Origin of the sequence: Pararhizobium sp. DWP1-1-3 (assembly GCF_049896125.1) — a bacterium.
Taxonomy (GTDB): Bacteria; Pseudomonadota; Alphaproteobacteria; order Rhizobiales; family Rhizobiaceae; genus Pararhizobium.
Map to the genome: position 1 here is coordinate 37,862 of NZ_JAFCTR010000018.1, position 15,162 is coordinate 53,023.

General features: G+C 62.5%; 19 protein-coding genes. 11 read left to right on the forward strand and 8 right to left on the reverse strand.

What is annotated here, in order from left to right; translation table 11 throughout:
• Positions 1 to 381, reverse strand: coding sequence for a succinate dehydrogenase, hydrophobic membrane anchor protein (sdhD, locus tag ACP7BS_RS25895; RefSeq protein WP_426128122.1), 381 nt, complete (start codon positions 379 to 381; stop codon positions 1 to 3).
• A gap of 15 nt (positions 382 to 396) precedes the next feature.
• On the reverse strand, positions 397 to 789 hold the full coding sequence (gene sdhC / locus ACP7BS_RS25900; protein WP_426233469.1) for a succinate dehydrogenase, cytochrome b556 subunit: 393 nt from the start codon (positions 787 to 789) through the stop codon (positions 397 to 399).
• Positions 790 to 1,092: 303 nt separating this feature from the next.
• On the opposite strand from sdhC, the gene ACP7BS_RS25905 reads away from it, so the two are divergent.
• The 5 genes from ACP7BS_RS25905 to ACP7BS_RS25925 all read left to right on the forward strand — a co-directional run bounded on the left by ACP7BS_RS25905 (position 1,093) and on the right by ACP7BS_RS25925 (position 3,860).
• On the forward strand, positions 1,093 to 1,719 hold the full coding sequence (locus tag ACP7BS_RS25905) for a hypothetical protein (RefSeq protein ID WP_426240375.1): 627 nt from the start codon (positions 1,093 to 1,095) through the stop codon (positions 1,717 to 1,719).
• 68 nt (positions 1,720 to 1,787) lie between these two features.
• Complete coding sequence (locus ACP7BS_RS25910) at positions 1,788 to 2,597, forward strand: helix-turn-helix domain-containing protein (RefSeq protein WP_426240376.1); 810 nt, start codon at positions 1,788 to 1,790, stop codon at positions 2,595 to 2,597.
• A gap of 75 nt (positions 2,598 to 2,672) precedes the next feature.
• Entirely contained in the window at positions 2,673 to 3,074 is a 402-nt protein-coding gene (locus tag ACP7BS_RS25915; RefSeq protein ID WP_426240377.1) for a VOC family protein, read from the forward strand.
• Positions 3,075 to 3,105: 31 nt separating this feature from the next.
• Complete coding sequence (locus tag ACP7BS_RS25920; RefSeq protein ID WP_426240378.1) at positions 3,106 to 3,507, forward strand: VOC family protein; 402 nt, start codon at positions 3,106 to 3,108, stop codon at positions 3,505 to 3,507.
• A complete protein-coding gene (locus ACP7BS_RS25925; RefSeq protein ID WP_426240379.1) occupies positions 3,504 to 3,860 on the forward strand; it encodes a DUF1801 domain-containing protein in 357 nt (118 codons plus the stop codon). Before ACP7BS_RS25920 ends, ACP7BS_RS25925 begins: the two co-directional genes overlap by 4 nt.
• 50 nt (positions 3,861 to 3,910) lie before the next feature.
• On the opposite strand, the gene ACP7BS_RS25930 is transcribed toward ACP7BS_RS25925, so the two are convergent.
• The 5 genes from ACP7BS_RS25930 to tsaD form a co-directional block, all read right to left on the reverse strand.
• Positions 3,911 to 4,570 (reverse strand): class I SAM-dependent methyltransferase, encoded by a 660-nt coding sequence (locus ACP7BS_RS25930; protein ID WP_426240380.1) that lies wholly within the window; start codon positions 4,568 to 4,570, stop codon positions 3,911 to 3,913.
• 253 nt (positions 4,571 to 4,823) lie between these two features.
• Positions 4,824 to 5,255, reverse strand: coding sequence for an EVE domain-containing protein (locus tag ACP7BS_RS25935; RefSeq protein ID WP_426233454.1), 432 nt, complete (start codon positions 5,253 to 5,255; stop codon positions 4,824 to 4,826).
• A 2-nt stretch (positions 5,256 to 5,257) separates the two neighbouring features.
• Positions 5,258 to 5,551: a YciI-like protein gene (locus tag ACP7BS_RS25940; RefSeq protein WP_426233452.1), complete on the reverse strand. Its 294-nt coding sequence runs from the start codon at positions 5,549 to 5,551 to the stop codon at positions 5,258 to 5,260.
• A 33-nt stretch (positions 5,552 to 5,584) separates the two neighbouring features.
• On the reverse strand, positions 5,585 to 6,583 hold the full coding sequence (locus ACP7BS_RS25945) for an NAD(P)H-dependent glycerol-3-phosphate dehydrogenase (protein WP_426240381.1): 999 nt from the start codon (positions 6,581 to 6,583) through the stop codon (positions 5,585 to 5,587).
• Entirely contained in the window at positions 6,583 to 7,680 is a 1,098-nt protein-coding gene (gene tsaD / locus ACP7BS_RS25950) for a tRNA (adenosine(37)-N6)-threonylcarbamoyltransferase complex transferase subunit TsaD (RefSeq protein WP_426240382.1), read from the reverse strand. Before tsaD ends, ACP7BS_RS25945 begins: the two co-directional genes overlap by 1 nt.
• A 76-nt stretch (positions 7,681 to 7,756) precedes the next feature.
• Between tsaD and hemC the strand changes: the two genes are divergently transcribed.
• From hemC to ACP7BS_RS25980, 6 genes are all read left to right on the forward strand, one after another.
• Complete coding sequence (hemC, locus tag ACP7BS_RS25955) at positions 7,757 to 8,686, forward strand: hydroxymethylbilane synthase (protein ID WP_426240383.1); 930 nt, start codon at positions 7,757 to 7,759, stop codon at positions 8,684 to 8,686.
• Positions 8,687 to 8,690: 4 nt separating this feature from the next.
• On the forward strand, positions 8,691 to 9,413 hold the full coding sequence (locus ACP7BS_RS25960) for a uroporphyrinogen-III synthase (RefSeq protein WP_426240384.1): 723 nt from the start codon (positions 8,691 to 8,693) through the stop codon (positions 9,411 to 9,413).
• Positions 9,414 to 9,553: 140 nt separating this feature from the next.
• Positions 9,554 to 10,834 carry a COG4223 family protein gene (locus ACP7BS_RS25965; RefSeq protein ID WP_426240385.1) on the forward strand — a complete coding sequence of 427 codons (1,281 nt, stop codon included), beginning with the start codon at positions 9,554 to 9,556 and terminating at the stop codon, positions 10,832 to 10,834.
• Positions 10,835 to 10,844: 10 nt separating this feature from the next.
• Positions 10,845 to 12,512 (forward strand): heme biosynthesis HemY N-terminal domain-containing protein, encoded by a 1,668-nt coding sequence (locus ACP7BS_RS25970; protein WP_426240386.1) that lies wholly within the window; start codon positions 10,845 to 10,847, stop codon positions 12,510 to 12,512.
• A 29-nt stretch (positions 12,513 to 12,541) separates the two neighbouring features.
• Positions 12,542 to 13,027 carry a TerB family tellurite resistance protein gene (locus tag ACP7BS_RS25975; RefSeq protein ID WP_426233438.1) on the forward strand — a complete coding sequence of 162 codons (486 nt, stop codon included), beginning with the start codon at positions 12,542 to 12,544 and terminating at the stop codon, positions 13,025 to 13,027.
• Between the two features lies 1 nt (position 13,028).
• A complete protein-coding gene (locus ACP7BS_RS25980; protein WP_426240387.1) occupies positions 13,029 to 13,772 on the forward strand; it encodes a glutamine amidotransferase in 744 nt (247 codons plus the stop codon).
• Between the two features lie 42 nt (positions 13,773 to 13,814).
• On the opposite strand, the gene ACP7BS_RS25985 is transcribed toward ACP7BS_RS25980, so the two are convergent.
• Positions 13,815 to 15,062 (reverse strand): MFS transporter, encoded by a 1,248-nt coding sequence (locus ACP7BS_RS25985; protein ID WP_426240388.1) that lies wholly within the window; start codon positions 15,060 to 15,062, stop codon positions 13,815 to 13,817.
• Positions 15,063 to 15,162: the final 100 nt, after the last annotated feature.

A 15,162-nucleotide genomic window follows, 5' to 3' on the forward strand; every position in this document is an offset into this window, starting at 1 on the left:
TTACCCTGCAAACGCGATCTTCAGGATGGCGAAAAGACAGAGCCCGCCAACTGCGATCGCAAAAAACGTATTGAGCATGACGAGGACGATCTTGGCGCCTTCGTTGTGGACATAGTCCTCGATGACGACCTGCATGCCGAGCTTCATGTGGATCAGGCCGGAGATCACCACCAGCCCCATGACCACCGCCACGAACGGGTTCGACAGGGCAACGACGACCTCGGCATAGGGAGCGCCGGCATATTTGATCAGGAACAGCACGAAGAAGATGATCAGCGGCACATTGGCAACGGCCGTCAGCCGCTGGCGCCAGAAATGATCGGTGCCTTCCTTGGCCGAACCGAGGCCGCGAACCTTGCCGAGGGGAGTACGCATATCCATGGAATTCTTATCCTCTCAGCGAACCGCGTAGCCGACGATCCAGATCAATACGGTCACGGCGACCGAACCGATCAGATTGGCAATGGCAAGCTTGGTCGCGAAATGCTTTTCGTAGCCGTAGCCCAGATCCCAGACGAAGTGCCTGAGACCGCCGAACAGATGATGCACCAGCGCCCAGGTATAACCAAACAGAATGAGCTGGCCGATGATGGTGCCGAAGGCCCACATGGCCCAGTCGTAATATTCAGGACCGCTGGCGGCGGCGATCAGCCACCAGGCGACGAGGACGGTACCGAAATACAAAGCGCACCCCGTGATGCGGTGCACAATGGACATAACCATCGTGGGAATGGGCTTATAGATTTGTAGATGCGGCGAGAGCGGCCGGCTTTTGGTGACATTCGTCATCTGAACCTCACGGAAGATCCGGAAAGATGCCCAAAAACTGGACTATTTTCATCCGGTATTGCACCTGATTGTGCGCAATTTAGTCAGCCGACGTTTAATCACCATATTGATGAACGACAAGTGTGTTTGCACTGCAAAATCAATTTAATCGATTAGACGAAAATGTGGCGCCGTGCCGAATCGATTTCGCTGCAACGTTAACGATAAGCCGTGAAAATTCAGCGTCATCCGTGACTTTTGCGGGCATCTGCCCCACATTGCCCGTTAAGGATTTGTTAAGAACCATCCGGAGGGCCGCGCGAAATGCGTCCAATCAGCATTCAGAATGCGACGAAAGTCTTGATAGCGGCGCTTGCCATGATCATTTCGGTCGCCGGTTTCGCCGAGGCGCGTGATCGCAACGGCGAGAGAAACCATGTGCGCCGGCCGCATTTCGAACGGTTGCAGGACCAGCACCCACATCGCGGACGCCAGGAAGCCATTTCCGGCGTAACGGCCGATCGCCATTATTACCGGCGCGACTGGCGGGATCGCGGATATCGCTACGATCGCCGCCATGACAGGTTCCAGTTCGACCGGCGCCAGGCCAATCGCGGCCATTTCCAACCGAGATATGGACGTGACCGTTACGATCCCACCCTGCCGGTGCGGGAGTATCGTGGCCAGCGCCAAAACGATCGGAACCGGTCCTACGGCGATGACGGTTTCCCGTCGCATGCCAATGGCGGCACCTATTTCGGCGGCCTCTCCGCCTGGACCGATCCCGGCAACGGCACCTATTTCCACTCGGAGCGCAGCGGTTACGGATACTATTCCGGCGACACAGGCATGAACTATCCTGCCGCACGCCCGAAGATCATCCGCGTCACTCCCTCGACCACCGGCCGCGCCTGCTCCTGGGAATCCGGCGTCTGCGTCATTCGCAGATGACATTGTTGTTCCGAGGGTGGCGGTAAGGGGGACGGTGTGTGCTGTGCGGCGTGATCGCCGCAAACCTTATGCCAGTTTCCGTTGCTCTTCAGGCCCAGATGACACTTTCCTCGCGCTACGCCGAACGACCCGAACTGACTGACCTGAATGCCGGGATCGAATCGGTCTGGTCGTCGCTCAGCGATCGGTCGGGAGAATATCGCGTCCTGCCTGACGGGCGATGCGATATCATTCTCAGGTTCCAGGGTGGCGAACGCCCAATCCGGGAGGTGACGGCGGTGGTGACCGGCCCGGCGACCGGATATTATGATGTTCCGATAGTGTCTGGCATGGGATTTGCGGGCGTCCGGCTTCGTCCCGGTTCCTTTTTCAAGATACTGGGACTTGAACCTGCCAGTCTTCGCGATCGCAACCTGGTTGGTGATGCAGCGCTTGGCGCCTGTCCTGAACTTGCCGCGATCTGCCTGCCGGCAGTGTGCAGGGAAGAATTGCTCAATCGCCTGATCGGTTTCGTTCATCGGCGAAACGCCCAAAGCAATTACAGGCTCCCGCCTCGAACGCGCGAGGTTCTCGGCGCATTTCACGCGTCCAGTGGGCGGTTGCGCATTGGGGAAATTGCCCGAATGCATGACATCGCCGATCGCACTGTGCGGCGCATTATGATCGAGGCCACCGGCCTCCCGCCCAAGGCATTTGCGCAGATCCTGCAGTTTCATCGCGCACTGCGGCTGTTGCGCGATCATCACCTGAGCCCTGCCGATGCAGCGCTGGAAGCCGGGTTTTCCGATCAGCCACATATGAACCGGGTGTTTCGCCGCTTGGGCGGCATTTCGCCGACCCGGCTGCCTGACCTTACACTGGTGACAATTCGCGATTGATGTCCGATTTGTTCAAGACTAGCCCATCCTTGTCCACCATGATCAGGCTGCACTATAGAATGCAGAGAGAGACAAATGACCGTAAGGTTCGGATATACTATCCTTTACGTGCCGGATGTGACCGCAGCCATCGCGTTCTATGAAACAGCCTTTGGCCTCAAGCTGAGGTTCCTGCACGAAAGCAAGCTCTACGCCGAGATGGAAACAGGGGCAGTTACCTTGTCTTTCGCCGGCGAGGAAATGGCGGAGACGAATGGTCTGGCCATCCGCCCCGGCCGCAAGGGCGACCTAGCGGCAGGCTTCGAGATTGCCCTCATCTGTGACGATCCGCAAGCGGCGTGGGACAGGGCAAAGGCCGCAGGAGCCACCCCGGTCAAGCCTCCCGAGGCGAAACCGTGGGGACAGACAGTCGGCTATGTCCGCGATTTGAACGGCTGCCTGGTAGAGCTTTGCTCCGACATGTCGACGGTGGCCTGATCGTGCCCCGCACCACTTCAGGAGAAGCATAATGCGTCCAACCGCAGCCTCGCCCTGCATCACCACCCCGCATATCGCCGCTTGCCGGACATTCTACCGGAAGCATTTTGGTGCCCGGTTGGTCTTCGACTGCGGCTGGTTCATCAGCCTTGAATTTGGTGACGGAATTTCTCTGCAGTTCATGGAGCCACAAGGGGGACAACCAGCCTGCAACACCGAGGGGTTAACCTATAATTTCCGGGTGCCGGATGTGGATGAAGATTTCCGCCACCTCGTCAACACCGGTCTAGCACCGGACATTCAGCCGGAAGACCACCCTTGGGGCGATCGTAGCTTCTCGGTCAAAGACCCGAATGGCATCACCCTCTACATCTATTCCGATCGGGAACCAGCGCCTGAGTTCAAATCGGCTTTCATCGGGGAAACTGCATGAGCACAGATAAAGTGCAAGCCTTGTTGCAGGAGGTAAGGGAGCATCGCGAAGAGCTTTTCCCGATTGTCGCGCACCTACGAGATGTGATTCTTGCCGCAGGCCCATCCATCACCGAAGAGGTGAAGTATGGTGGATTGCTGTTCTCATCCGGGCAAAGTTTCTGTGGCGTTTTTCCCTACAAGGCCCATGTAACGCTGGAATTCAGCCAGGGCGCGGCGCTCGCCGACCCCCATGGTTTCCTGTCCGGCGATGGCAAGTACCGGCGCCACATCAAGCTGGAGACAGTGCAGGACATCGAGACGCGACGCGTTGCGGAATATGTGGCAAGCGCAAGAGCGGCGGCGGACAGCTGAACATCTGCGTTGTGCTGCTCCGAGGCCGGACACCTACGCCGTAACAGCCATCAATCAAGCTCTCCGCTCAGAAACCGCCAGACCGTGGTCTTCTTGACTTCGCTGTCCTCCAGCGCCCGGGTCACCGGCACCTGATAGGTTGCCAGCATCTCCATCCGCTCACGCGGGCAATAGGCTCGGCCGGGGTCGCCGACGAGAACATCGGCACCGCTTTCGGCAAGCATGCTCAACCACGGAACGATCCGGTCGGCAAATGCCTTGTCATAGAAGACGTCGCCTGCAAGATAGACATCCGCATCCCGCCCAGCGCCGATCACATCCGAAGCCGCTGAAGACACCTCGACGCTGTTCAGCGCCGCATTGAGCCGGATAGCCGTTTCGGTCCACGGATCGATATCGACGGCCACAACCGAAGCCGCCCCCGCCTTCATCGCCGCGATCGCCACCAGGCCGGACCCCGAGGCGAAATCGATCACCCGCTTGCCCGCAACCAGTCCGGGATGATCGAGAACATGCCGCGCCAGCCCCTGCCCGCCCGCCCAGGCAAACGCCCAGAACGGCGGCGGCAAGCCGATCTCTTCCAGCTCCTCCTCGGTCTTCAGCCACAGATCATGGGCTTCACTGGCCAGATAGAGCCGCACCTCCGGCACATGCGGCGGCGCCATGATGTCCGTGTTGTCGCGGATGAAGGTTTCGGGATCGGTTTTCACGGTTGATGAAGGTTCCGGTTGATGATTGGCCAATAGGTTGATGGCACCTCTTCTCCCCAGCGGGGAGAAGGTGGCCCGTAGCGCCGGATGAGGAGGCCGAAGGCAACTTTTTTGGCTCCGGCTTCGCCGAAGCCCCCTCATCGCCTCGCATGCGCTCGGCACTTCTCCCCGCTGGGGAGAAGAGGGGGATCGGCGCGCGCTCCCCTTCCATAAGTGATCCGACCCTAGTCTCTACGGTCAGCCACAGAAGAAATCACCGTGGCGGATTGTCCAGCCCGCCAAGCCGGCAGATTTCCAGGTATTCCTCTTCGGTGACCGGCTGCACCGACAGCCGCATCGAGGTCACCAGAGCCATCTTCTCGAATGCAGGATTGGCCTTGATGTCCTTCAGCGAAATCGGGTTGGGCAGGTCGCAGACGGCGCGGATATCGACGCAGTCCCATTTCGGATCGCCCTCGGCGGTCGAATCCGGGTGCGACAGCGCGCAGACTTCGGTGATCCCGACGATCTCCAGCCCCTCGTTCGAGTGGTAGAAGAAGCCCTTGTCGCCGATCTGCATCGCCCGCATGTTGTTGCGCGCCAGATAGTTGCGCACGCCGGTCCATTCGGTCCCCTTGGCGCCCGCATCCTTCTGCATCTGCCAGGACCATTTGAACGGTTCGGACTTGTAGAGCCAGTAACCCACGCTCAAGCCTCCGGCTTGTTGAAGACCCAATTCCAGGGCTTGATGTCGACATTGGCAAACAGGCCGGCCTTGGCATAGGGATCGGCGTCCGCGATCGCCCGCGCATCGTCGATCGTCTCCGCCTGGATGACCACCAGGCTGCCGTTCGGCTTGCCGGCATCGTCGAGGAACGGGCCGGCGAAGGCCAGCGTACCCCTGGCATTGAGATCGTTGAGAAACGCGACGTGCTCGGGACGGGCGTCCATCCGCACCTGCAGGGCATTCGGCTTGTCCGTGCACAGAACCGCAAACAGCATGGTGGTCTCCTTGATTTCTATTCCTGGAGTTGACTATTCCTGGGTGATCGGCCGGGACATCAGCTGTTCCAGCGCCGTTTTCACATCCATTTTTCCATCGATGATCGCAGCCACCGCTTCGGTCACCGGCATATCGACGCCAAGCTGCCGGGCCACATCGGCAGCAACCGAGGCGGCAAACGCGCCCTCGACCAGTTCGCCGGAAAACCCCTTGGCACTGCCGCTTTGGCCAAGCGCGATGCCGTAGCGCAGATTGCGCGACTGATGGCTGGTTGCCGTCAGTACCAGATCGCCGAGACCCGAAAGACCGCGCACCGTATCGGCCTCACCACCCCGCGCCGCAACGAAGCGCGACATTTCGGCCAGTCCACGCGAAATCAGCGCTGCCCGGGCCGAATCGCCAAGGCCTGCGCCTTCGACAATGCCGCAGGCAATCGCCAGCACGTTCTTCAGGGCACCGCCCAGCTGGACGCCGATACGGTCGGCCGATGGATAGAGACGGAAGGTCGCACCCGACAAAGCTTCCGCCAGAACAGCGGCGCGCTCGATGCTGCCAGCCGCAATCACCATCGCCGTCGGCAGCCCCTTGGCGATATCGGCGGCGAAACCAGGGCCGGACAGCACCGCGACATTCTGCAGATGCAGCTCTTCCTCGACGACATCGGTCAGCAGGCGGCCGCTGGCGCGCTCCATGCCCTTGGCGCAGATCACCACGTCGGCACCCTTGCCGATAAACCCGTGCAGCGAACGGCCAGCTTCGCGCTGCGCCTGCGACGGCATGGCGAAGAGAACGATGCCGGCGCCCTTGAGCACGGTCGGATCATCGGAAACAACCAACGTTTCCGGCAGGTCGATCCCCGGCAGCGCGCGGTCATTGCGGCCGGTTTGCTTGAAATCCTCGACAATGCTTTCGCGGCGGGTGAGCAGCGTCACCGGCACCTTGCCGGATGCGGCGGCAACGGCCGCGAGCGCCGTGCCGAAGGCACCGGAACCGACAACCACAATACGATCCGTCCGCACCCCGTCCGCCATCACGCCTTCGCTCCCCGCTTGCCGAACCCGATCAGGGCCTTTGCATCCGCATCCAGCGGCCAGCGCGAACGCGGCGCCACATCGAGATCATCGGCCGGCAATCCCGCCGCCATGCGCTCGGCACCGGCCCAGGCGATCATCGCCGCGTTGTCGGTGCAGAGCTGCAGCGGCGGCGCGATGAAGCGGAAGCCGTTCTTGTCGCAGAGCTCCTGGAGCGTCGCCCGCAGCGCCTGGTTGGCCGCAACCCCACCGGCCACGACCAGCGCCGGATGCGCGACAGTGCCGGAAAACTGCTCCTTGAAGCGGGCGAGCCCCCGGCCGATGCGATCCTTCAGGGTGCGCGAAATCGCTTTCTGAAAGGAGGCGCAGATATCAGCGATATCCTGCTCTGTTACCGGCGCTATCGACTGCGCGGCCTGGCGAACGGCGGTCTTCAGGCCGGAAAATGAGAAATCGAGCCGCGCCTCGCCGACCAGCGGACGCGGAAAGGAGAACCGGTCCGGGTTGCCGCTTTTTGCCGCACGCTCGACGGCCGGACCGCCCGGATAGGGCAGGCCGAGCAGCTTCGCCGTCTTGTCGAAGGCTTCGCCCAATGCATCGTCGATCGTCGTGCCCCAGCGCTCGTAAACGCCGACATCCTTGACGAGGATCAGTTGCGTATGGCCGCCGGAAACCAAAAGCATCAGATAGGGAAAGGACAGTCCATCGGTCAGCCGCGCCGTCAGCGCATGGCCTTCGAGATGATTGACCGCATAGAGCGGTTTTCCCGAGGCGCGCGCCATCGCCTTACCGGTCATCAGACCGACCAACAGGCCGCCGATCAGGCCGGGGCCGCTGGTTGCGGCGATCGCGTCGATATCGGCCAACGTCACGCCGGCGCGCAAAAGCGCTTCCTCGATCAGCGTATCCAGCGCCTCGACATGCGCACGGGCGGCGATCTCGGGCACGACGCCGCCATAGGCGCTGTGCTCTTCCAATTGGCTCAAAACCACGTCGCCAAGAATTTCGCCATGGCCGTTCTCATCGCGCAACACGACAGACGCGGCGGTTTCGTCGCAGCTTGTTTCGATACCGAGGATGCGCAGGCGGGCGGACATGGGCAGGTTTACTCGAATATTGCGGTCAGGGGGAAAGGCGGTTACACGGAACTCCGGTAACAACGGATCGCAGTGGATGCAAACAAAACCTTTCCGGATCGGCACGCGGGGCAGTCCCTTGGCGCTGGCGCAGGCCCATGAAACACGGGACCGGCTGATGGCGGCGCATGGCCTGCCGGGCGACATGTTCGAGATCGTCGTGCTGTCGACCATGGGCGACCGGATCACCGACCGCTCGCTGTCGGAGATCGGCGGCAAAGGTCTCTTCACCCAGGAACTGGAGGATATGCTCATCTCCGGCGGGCTGGATTTCGCCGTGCATTCCTCCAAGGACATGCCGACCAAGTTGCCGACCGGCCTCTTCCTCTCCGCCTACCTGCCGCGCGAAGATGCCCGCGATGCCTTTGTCGGCCGCACGGCCGCAAAGCTGCTCGATCTGCCGCAGGGCGCCACCATCGGCTCCTCGTCCCTGCGCCGTCAGGCGCTGATCAAGCGCCTGCGCCCGGATATCAACGTCATTACCTATCGCGGCCTGGTCGATACCCGGCTCAGGAAATTGGCCGAGGGCCAGGTCGATGCCACCCTGCTCGCCTTCGCCGGCCTGAAGCGGCTCGGCAAGGACGACGTGCCGACCGAGCTTCTCGATCCGGAAACCTTCCCACCGGCACCGGCGCAGGGCGCCATCTGTATCGAGAGCCGCCTTGGCGACGCCAAGGTCAATGCGTTGCTCGAAGCGGTCAATGATATCAGAACCCATGAAGCCGTGACCTGCGAGCGGGCTTTTCTGGCAACGCTCGACGGCTCGTGCCGCACGCCGATCGCCGGTTACGCGGTTTCCGACGGCGACACGATCCGCTTTTCCGGCATGGTCCTCACTCCGGACGGCAGCGAATATTTTCGCGTGTCGACCGAAGGCAAGGCGTCCGATGCCGAACAGCTTGGCGCCAAGGCCGGCGACGATATCCGCCTCGATGCGGGACCGGACTTCTTTTCGAGCTGGGCCTGAGCCCATGCCTGTCTCCTTGCGCATTCTTGTCACCCGGCCGCAACCTTCGGCAGCGGTTACGGCGGCAAGGCTGGAAGCAATGGGACACCAGATTGTCCTGTTGCCGGTCATGGAAGCCATCCATCAGCCGCAGGCCGCTTTGGACGCGCTTGCCCATCCCCACAGCGCTATTGCCGTCACCAGTGCCGAGGTGTTTCGTGCCCTTGCGCCCTATAAGGCGCAGCTGGCGCCGCATCTGCAAACAACGGTCTATTGCGTCGGTCCGGCAACGGCGCAGGCGGCACGGCACATGGGCTTCCAGTCGGTCGTCGCCGGCTCAGGCACCGGCGTTTCGCTGGCGCAGATTGCCGCAGCCGCGTCGTCCGACCTCACCGGCGGCCTGGTCTATCTGGCCGGCTGGCCACGCTCGCCCGCCTTCGAGGCCGGGTTGCAGGCCGCAGGCATCGCCTGCCGCACCGCCGAAACCTACCGGATGTCGACAATCGCCCATGCGCCGGAAGCCGTGGAACAGCTTCTCCATCCGCCCGGGCCGGACGTCGCCTTGCTCTACTCGCACGAAACCGCGCGGCATTTTTTCGCGCTTCTGCCTCCACAGATAGCACGCAGCATTTCCGGCATGCGTCTCCTCTGCCTGAGCCAGCATGTCGCCAATGCCATCCCCCCGGGTTTCGGGCCGGTAGCCATCGCCGCAGAGCCCTCCGAAGAGGCGCTTCTCGCCCTGCTTTGACCGGTTAAACGACAGCTACAGAACCCGCGTTCAACGAGGTGCGGTCAAGGAATTGTCGCTTGGGGGCTTTCCCTATCCCTGCCGCGTGTCTAGGTTTAAGACAGTACGCCAAATTCATGCGATAACGGAAAGAGATCATCATGGGACCGGAAAACCCTCCGCGCCGCTCGAAGTCCGATCAGGAGCCGTTGACGATCGACCTGGACGCCACTGCGGTGCAGCGGCAAGGGTCCGATGAAAGCGCCGCTGCGTCAGATTCCGCAGCATCTGCCGATGAAGCGGCAGAAATCCGCGCCGATGAAACCGAGGAGACCGTGCGCGCCGACATTTCCAGCACTGATACCGGAAAATCCGGAGAGGAAGAGGAGGACGCGCGCGCCGAAGCCGCCGCTGCAGCCTTTGCCGAGGAGCCAATCTCGGCTGCAACCGCCGCCGAAGAGCCGGTAAGACCGATCTACCCCGCCCAGCACCGCACCTCCAATTCCGGCGCCTTTGCCGCTGGTATCCTCGGCGGACTGATCGCGCTTCTCGGCGCGGGCGGCCTGCAATATGCCGGTGTCATGCCCTCGCTCAGCCCGGCCGCTGACAACACCGCGATCCAACAGGGCCTTGCCGGCGATATCGAAGCTCTCAAGGCGCAGCTGGCCGCAGCCCCGGCACCGCAGACGACTGCCGACCTCGGCCCGCTTGAAACCCGCATCACTGAGCTGGAGAAGAAGACCGCCGAAGCCGGAAATGGCGCGGCCGCCGATGTCTCGGGCCTCGATGCCCAGATCGCCAACCTGACCGGCGAGATCACCACGCTGAAAGCGGCGCTGGCCGACGCGCAGCAAACGACCGAAGCGGCCAAATCCGAACTTTCGACCCGTCTCGATGCGGCCGAAAAGAAGATCGACGAACCGGCAAGCGACGTCCAGCTCGCCCGTGCCATCGCCGTCACGGCGCTGAAGACCGCGATCGATCGCGGCGGACCGTTCCTGGCCGAACTCGATGCGCTGAAGAGCATTGCCGCCACCGACCCGGCCGTCACCGGCCTTGCCGAGGACGCCAGGACCGGCATCTCCCCGCGCGCCGATCTGGTGCGCGATTTCCCAGCCGTTGCCGATGCGATGCTGGAGGCAACAGAGCACAGCGACCCCAACCAGGGTGTTTTCTCCCGCCTGATGGACAGCGCCTCCTCGGCTATCCGCATCCGTCCGGTCGGTAGCGTCGAGGGCGAAGGCCCGGAAGCCGTCGTCGCCCGTATCGAAGACAGGCTGACCAATGGCGACCTGAAGGGCGCAAGCCTCGAATGGGACACGCTGCCGGAGCCGGCAAAGACTGCCGGTGACGATTTCAAGACCAAACTGGACCAGCGCATCCGCGTCGAGGGTCTGATCGACGCCACCGTTGCCGGCGCCATGACGGCGAACCAGGGCTAAGGAAGAGTTCATGATCCGTATTCTGTTCTATGTTCTCGTCGTCCTTACGCTTGGCGCAGGTTTCGCCTGGCTGGCCGATCGCCCGGGCGAACTGTCGCTGATCTGGCAGGGGAGCCGCATCGAGATGAGCCTGATGGTGGCGGCAACGCTGCTGGCCTCGCTGATAGCAGCCATCCTGATCGTGGTCTGGCTCGTCCGCGTCGTCTGGCTTTCGCCCCATTCGATCTCCCGCTATTTCCGTGCCCGCAAGCGCGACCGGGGCTATCAGGCGCTTTCGACCGGCCTGATCGCCGCCGGCGCCGGCGACAGCGTCCTCGCCCGCAAGATGACTGCCCGCACCCATGGACTGCTGAGCGCCGACCGGGAGCCGCTGATCCACCTGCTCGAAGCCCAGACGGCGCTGATCGAGGGCAAATACGACGACGCCCGCAAGAAGTTCGAGCTGATGGCCGACGATCCGGAAACCCGCGAACTCGGCCTGCGCGGTCTCTATCTCGAAGCCAAGCGGCTGGGCGCCAATGAAGCCGCCCGCCAATATGCCGAGCGCGCCGCCGACAAGGCACCGCACCTGCCCTGGGCAACGCTGGCCGCTCTCGATTATCGCAGCCAGACCGGGCAGTGGGATGAGGCCATCCGCCTGCTCGACCAGAGCCGTACGGCACATGTCATCGAACGCAAGGAAGCCGACCGCAAGAAGGCCGTGCTCTTGACCGCCCGCGCTTCCGAAAAGCTGGAGGCCGATCCGAAGGGCGCCCGCGACGATGCGCAGGCAGCCTTGAAGCTGGCCGAAGAGCTGGTGCCGGCCGGCCTGATCGCCGCCAAGGCGCTATTTCGCGAGGACAATCTGCGCAAGGGCGCCGCCATTCTCGAAAAGCTCTGGAAACAGGATCCACATCCCGAGGTGGCCAAGCTCTATGTCCGCGCCCGCAGCGGCGATTCGGCCACCGACCGGCTGAAGCGTGCCAACAAGCTGGAGGCGCTACGTCCCAACAACCCTGTTGCGCTCGCAGCCGTTGCCGAAGCCGCGCTCGAAGCCCGCGAACTACCGCTCGCCCGCTCAAAGGCGGAAGCAGCCGCCCGTATGCAGCCAAGCGAAAGCATCTTTCTGCTGCTCGCCGATATCGAGGAGGCCGATACCAATGATGACGGCCGCATCCGCCACTGGATGAACCAGGCGCTGAAAAGCCCGCGCGATCCGGCCTGGACGGCGGATGGCGTGACAGCGCCCGAATGGCTGCCGGTTTCGCCGGTCAGCGGCCGTCTCGATGCCTTCGAATGGAAACAGCCGGTTGCCCAGATCGCCGGTCCCATCGAGGACGGCACGCCGGATGCCGCCGATGAGGCGATCCGCAGCCTGCCGCCGGTCGCCATTGTCCATCAGCGTCCGGAGCCCCAGCCCGAACGCGCAGCGGTTTCTGCCGTGCCCGTCCATGTCATCGAAGCTGCGGAAAAACCCGAGGACGTGGCGGTCAAGACCATCGCCGTGCCGGCACCGAGCGAATCGGTGATCGTGCCGCAGACGGTGAAGATCGAACCTCAGCCGGCGCCAGCCAAAACTGCGCAAGCCAAAGCCGTCGAGACGGTCGTCGAACCGTTCTTCGGCCGGCCGCCGGACGATCCCGGCGTTCGCGACGACGGCAATAAGCCGCTGGAAAAGACCACTTTTCGCCTGTTTTGAGAAGAAACCCCGCTCTTTGACGGAAACCCATGTTTGACCGATTCCGAACTTTCCTCGACAGCCTGACCGGCAGCGGGCCTTCCGCCATCGAGCCCGGCGATCCTCGCATCGCCATCATGGCGCTCTGCATCCAGGTGATGGAGGCCGACGGCGAGATCCATGACAAGGAGCGCCGCAAAGTCCGCGCGATGATCAAGGATCATTACCAGCTCGACGACGCGGCCCTCGACGCGCTGATTGCTGCCGGCGAAACCGCAGAAAGCCAGGCCATCGATTTCTTCCGCTTCACCTCCGACATCAAGCGGCATTTTTCCGAGGAGCAGCGCATAGACCTGATCGGCATGCTGTGGGAGATTGTCTATGCCGATGGCAAGCGCAGCGAGATGGAGGATCATGTGATCTGGCGGATCGCCGATCTCTTGGGCGTGTCCGGCAGGGACCGGATCATCAAGCGGCAGGAGGTGGCCGCCAAGCTGGACGTCGTGGAGGAGGCAACCGCGCACCAGGAAAAGTGACATGCTTTTCGACGACGGGATTTATTCTAGACGCAACACCGGTAAGCCGGTCCTGATCGTTCTGCATCAGGAACGCTCCAGCCCCGGCCGTGTCGGACATCTGTTGCTGGAAAAGGGGCTGAGCCTCGATATCCGCCGCCCGGTGCTCGGCGATCCCCTGCCCGCGACGCTGGAACAGCATGCCGGCGCCGTCGTCTTCGGCGGGCCGATGAGCGCCAATGACGAAGAGGACTATGTCCGCCGCGAGATCGACTGGCTCTCGGTGCCTTTGTCTGAAAACAAGCCGCTTCTCGGCATCTGCCTCGGCGCCCAGATGCTTGTGCGCCATCTCGGCGGTGTGGTCGGCCCGCATCACGAGGGACAGACGGAAATCGGCTGGTATCCGCTGCACGCCACCGAAAAGGGCCACGCACTGATGGACTGGCCACCGATGGTCTACCAGTTTCATCGCGAAGGTTTTGATCTTCCTCAAGGCGCCGAACTGCTCGCCTCCGGAGCTACCTATCCCAACCAGGCCTTCCGCTACGGCGAAAACGCCTGGGGCATCCAGTTTCACGGCGAACTGACACGGGTGATGATGCACCGCTGGGTCGTGCACGGCGCACACCGGTTCGACCTGCCCGGCGCCCAGGCCGGGCGCGCCCATCTGGAAGGCCGCATGGATCACGACGCCCCGCTGCGCGCCTGGATGGATCGGTTTCTCACCCATATCTTCCAGCGACAGGGCGAGAAGGTTTCGGCCTGAATCTCCCTCTTCTCCCCTGCGGGGAGAAGAGATGGCGAGCAATCACCCCGAAACAGAACGATCCGGGGCATCCAGTGAATCGATCTTGCGCAGCTGCGGAAAACCGAGCGCCCAGATGACGGCGACTGCCAGCGTGCCGACACCGCCGATGACGACGGCCGGAATCGCGCCGATGAAATGCGCCATCGTCCCCGCGCGGAATTCGCCGAGTTCGTTGGACGCGCCGACGAACACCATGTTGACCGCATTGACGCGGCCGCGCACTGCATCCGGCGTCCACAGCGCGATCAGCGTTTCGCGCACATAGACCGAGATCATGTCCGATGCGCCCATCAGCATCAGCGCCATGATCGACAGCCAGGCAATTTGCGACAGGCCGAAGATCACCGTGCCGAGACCAAACAGCGCCACACCGGCAAACATCAGCCTTCCGGCATGGTGGCGGATCGGGTAGGCAGCCAATGTCACGGCCACAAGGATGGCGCCGATGCCGGGTGCGGCGCGCAACAGGCCAAGACCAAGCGGCCCCAACACGAGGATTTCTTTGGCAAACACCGGCATCAGCGCCACGGCACCGCCGAGCAGCACGGCAAACAGATCGAGCGAGATTGCCCCCAGCACGATCTTTTCGGTACGGATGAACTTGAATCCGGCCAGAACCGAGGTCCAGTCGCGCGGTTCGCTGAGACTGTGCTGCGCCGGCTTCTCGATCATGAAGACGAGGATGGCCGACAGGATCAGGAAGACCAGCGCCACGGAATAGGCGACGACGGCGCTGACACCGTAAAGCAGACCACCTGCCACAGGCCCCAGAATAGCAGCCGTCTGCCAGGAGGATGAATTCCAGGCGATGGCGTTCGCGAGGTCCCGGACCGGAACGAGGTTGGGCGCCAGCGATTGCACGGCGGGCGCCATGAAGGCGCGCTCGATCCCGAAGACGATCAGGATGGAAAACACCGGCCAGGGCGAAAAGGCATCGGCAATCGTCAATCCCAGCAGCGCCGCCGCGCAGAGCGCGCTGATGATCATGCAGATCGAGACGATCATGCGCCGCGAATGGCGGTCGGCCACCGATCCGGTGATCAGGATCAGCAGCAGCGACGGCAGAAACTGGAAAAGGCCGATCAGGCCGAGATAGAGCGTGTTCTGCGTCTGCTCGTACATCTGCCATCCCACCGAGACGCTGATGATCTGGATGGCGAAGGACGCAAGGAAGCGGGCGAAGAAGAAACGGGCATAGGAGACATGCCGGAATGCGGCAAACCGGTCTGCACCTTGAAGGACGGACATGCGGCAATCTTTCCGGAGAACGGCAGGCTATCGCGCCGCATTAAACATGTTTGGCCCATCGCGAAGCGCGGACTTGCCGGTTTAGTCGGCAATGTCTACA

Bases quoted from the DNA above. Each gene is read 5' to 3' on its own strand.
- ACP7BS_RS25940 (WP_426233452.1), bottom strand. From the start codon at position 5,551: ATGCTGTTTGCGGTTCTGTGCACGGACAAGCCGAATGCCCTGCAGGTG.
- ACP7BS_RS25960 (WP_426240384.1), top strand. From the start codon at position 8,691: ATGCCTGTCTCCTTGCGCATTCTTGTCACCCGGCCGCAACCTTCGGCA.
- hemC (WP_426240383.1), top strand. From the start codon at position 7,757: ATGCAAACAAAACCTTTCCGGATCGGCACGCGGGGCAGTCCCTTGGCG.
- ACP7BS_RS25920 (WP_426240378.1), top strand. From the start codon at position 3,106: ATGCGTCCAACCGCAGCCTCGCCCTGCATCACCACCCCGCATATCGCC.
- ACP7BS_RS25970 (WP_426240386.1), top strand. From the start codon at position 10,845: ATGATCCGTATTCTGTTCTATGTTCTCGTCGTCCTTACGCTTGGCGCA.
- ACP7BS_RS25945 (WP_426240381.1), bottom strand. From the start codon at position 6,583: ATGGCGGACGGGGTGCGGACGGATCGTATTGTGGTTGTCGGTTCCGGT.
- ACP7BS_RS25965 (WP_426240385.1), top strand. From the start codon at position 9,554: ATGGGACCGGAAAACCCTCCGCGCCGCTCGAAGTCCGATCAGGAGCCG.
- ACP7BS_RS25925 (WP_426240379.1), top strand. From the start codon at position 3,504: ATGAGCACAGATAAAGTGCAAGCCTTGTTGCAGGAGGTAAGGGAGCAT.
- ACP7BS_RS25980 (WP_426240387.1), top strand. From the start codon at position 13,029: ATGCTTTTCGACGACGGGATTTATTCTAGACGCAACACCGGTAAGCCG.
- ACP7BS_RS25975 (WP_426233438.1), top strand. From the start codon at position 12,542: ATGTTTGACCGATTCCGAACTTTCCTCGACAGCCTGACCGGCAGCGGG.
- sdhC (WP_426233469.1), bottom strand. From the start codon at position 789: ATGACGAATGTCACCAAAAGCCGGCCGCTCTCGCCGCATCTACAAATC.
- ACP7BS_RS25910 (WP_426240376.1), top strand. From the start codon at position 1,788: ATGCCAGTTTCCGTTGCTCTTCAGGCCCAGATGACACTTTCCTCGCGC.
- ACP7BS_RS25915 (WP_426240377.1), top strand. From the start codon at position 2,673: ATGACCGTAAGGTTCGGATATACTATCCTTTACGTGCCGGATGTGACC.
- tsaD (WP_426240382.1), bottom strand. From the start codon at position 7,680: ATGTCCGCCCGCCTGCGCATCCTCGGTATCGAAACAAGCTGCGACGAA.
- ACP7BS_RS25985 (WP_426240388.1), bottom strand. From the start codon at position 15,062: ATGTCCGTCCTTCAAGGTGCAGACCGGTTTGCCGCATTCCGGCATGTC.
- ACP7BS_RS25905 (WP_426240375.1), top strand. From the start codon at position 1,093: ATGCGTCCAATCAGCATTCAGAATGCGACGAAAGTCTTGATAGCGGCG.
- sdhD (WP_426128122.1), bottom strand. From the start codon at position 381: ATGGATATGCGTACTCCCCTCGGCAAGGTTCGCGGCCTCGGTTCGGCC.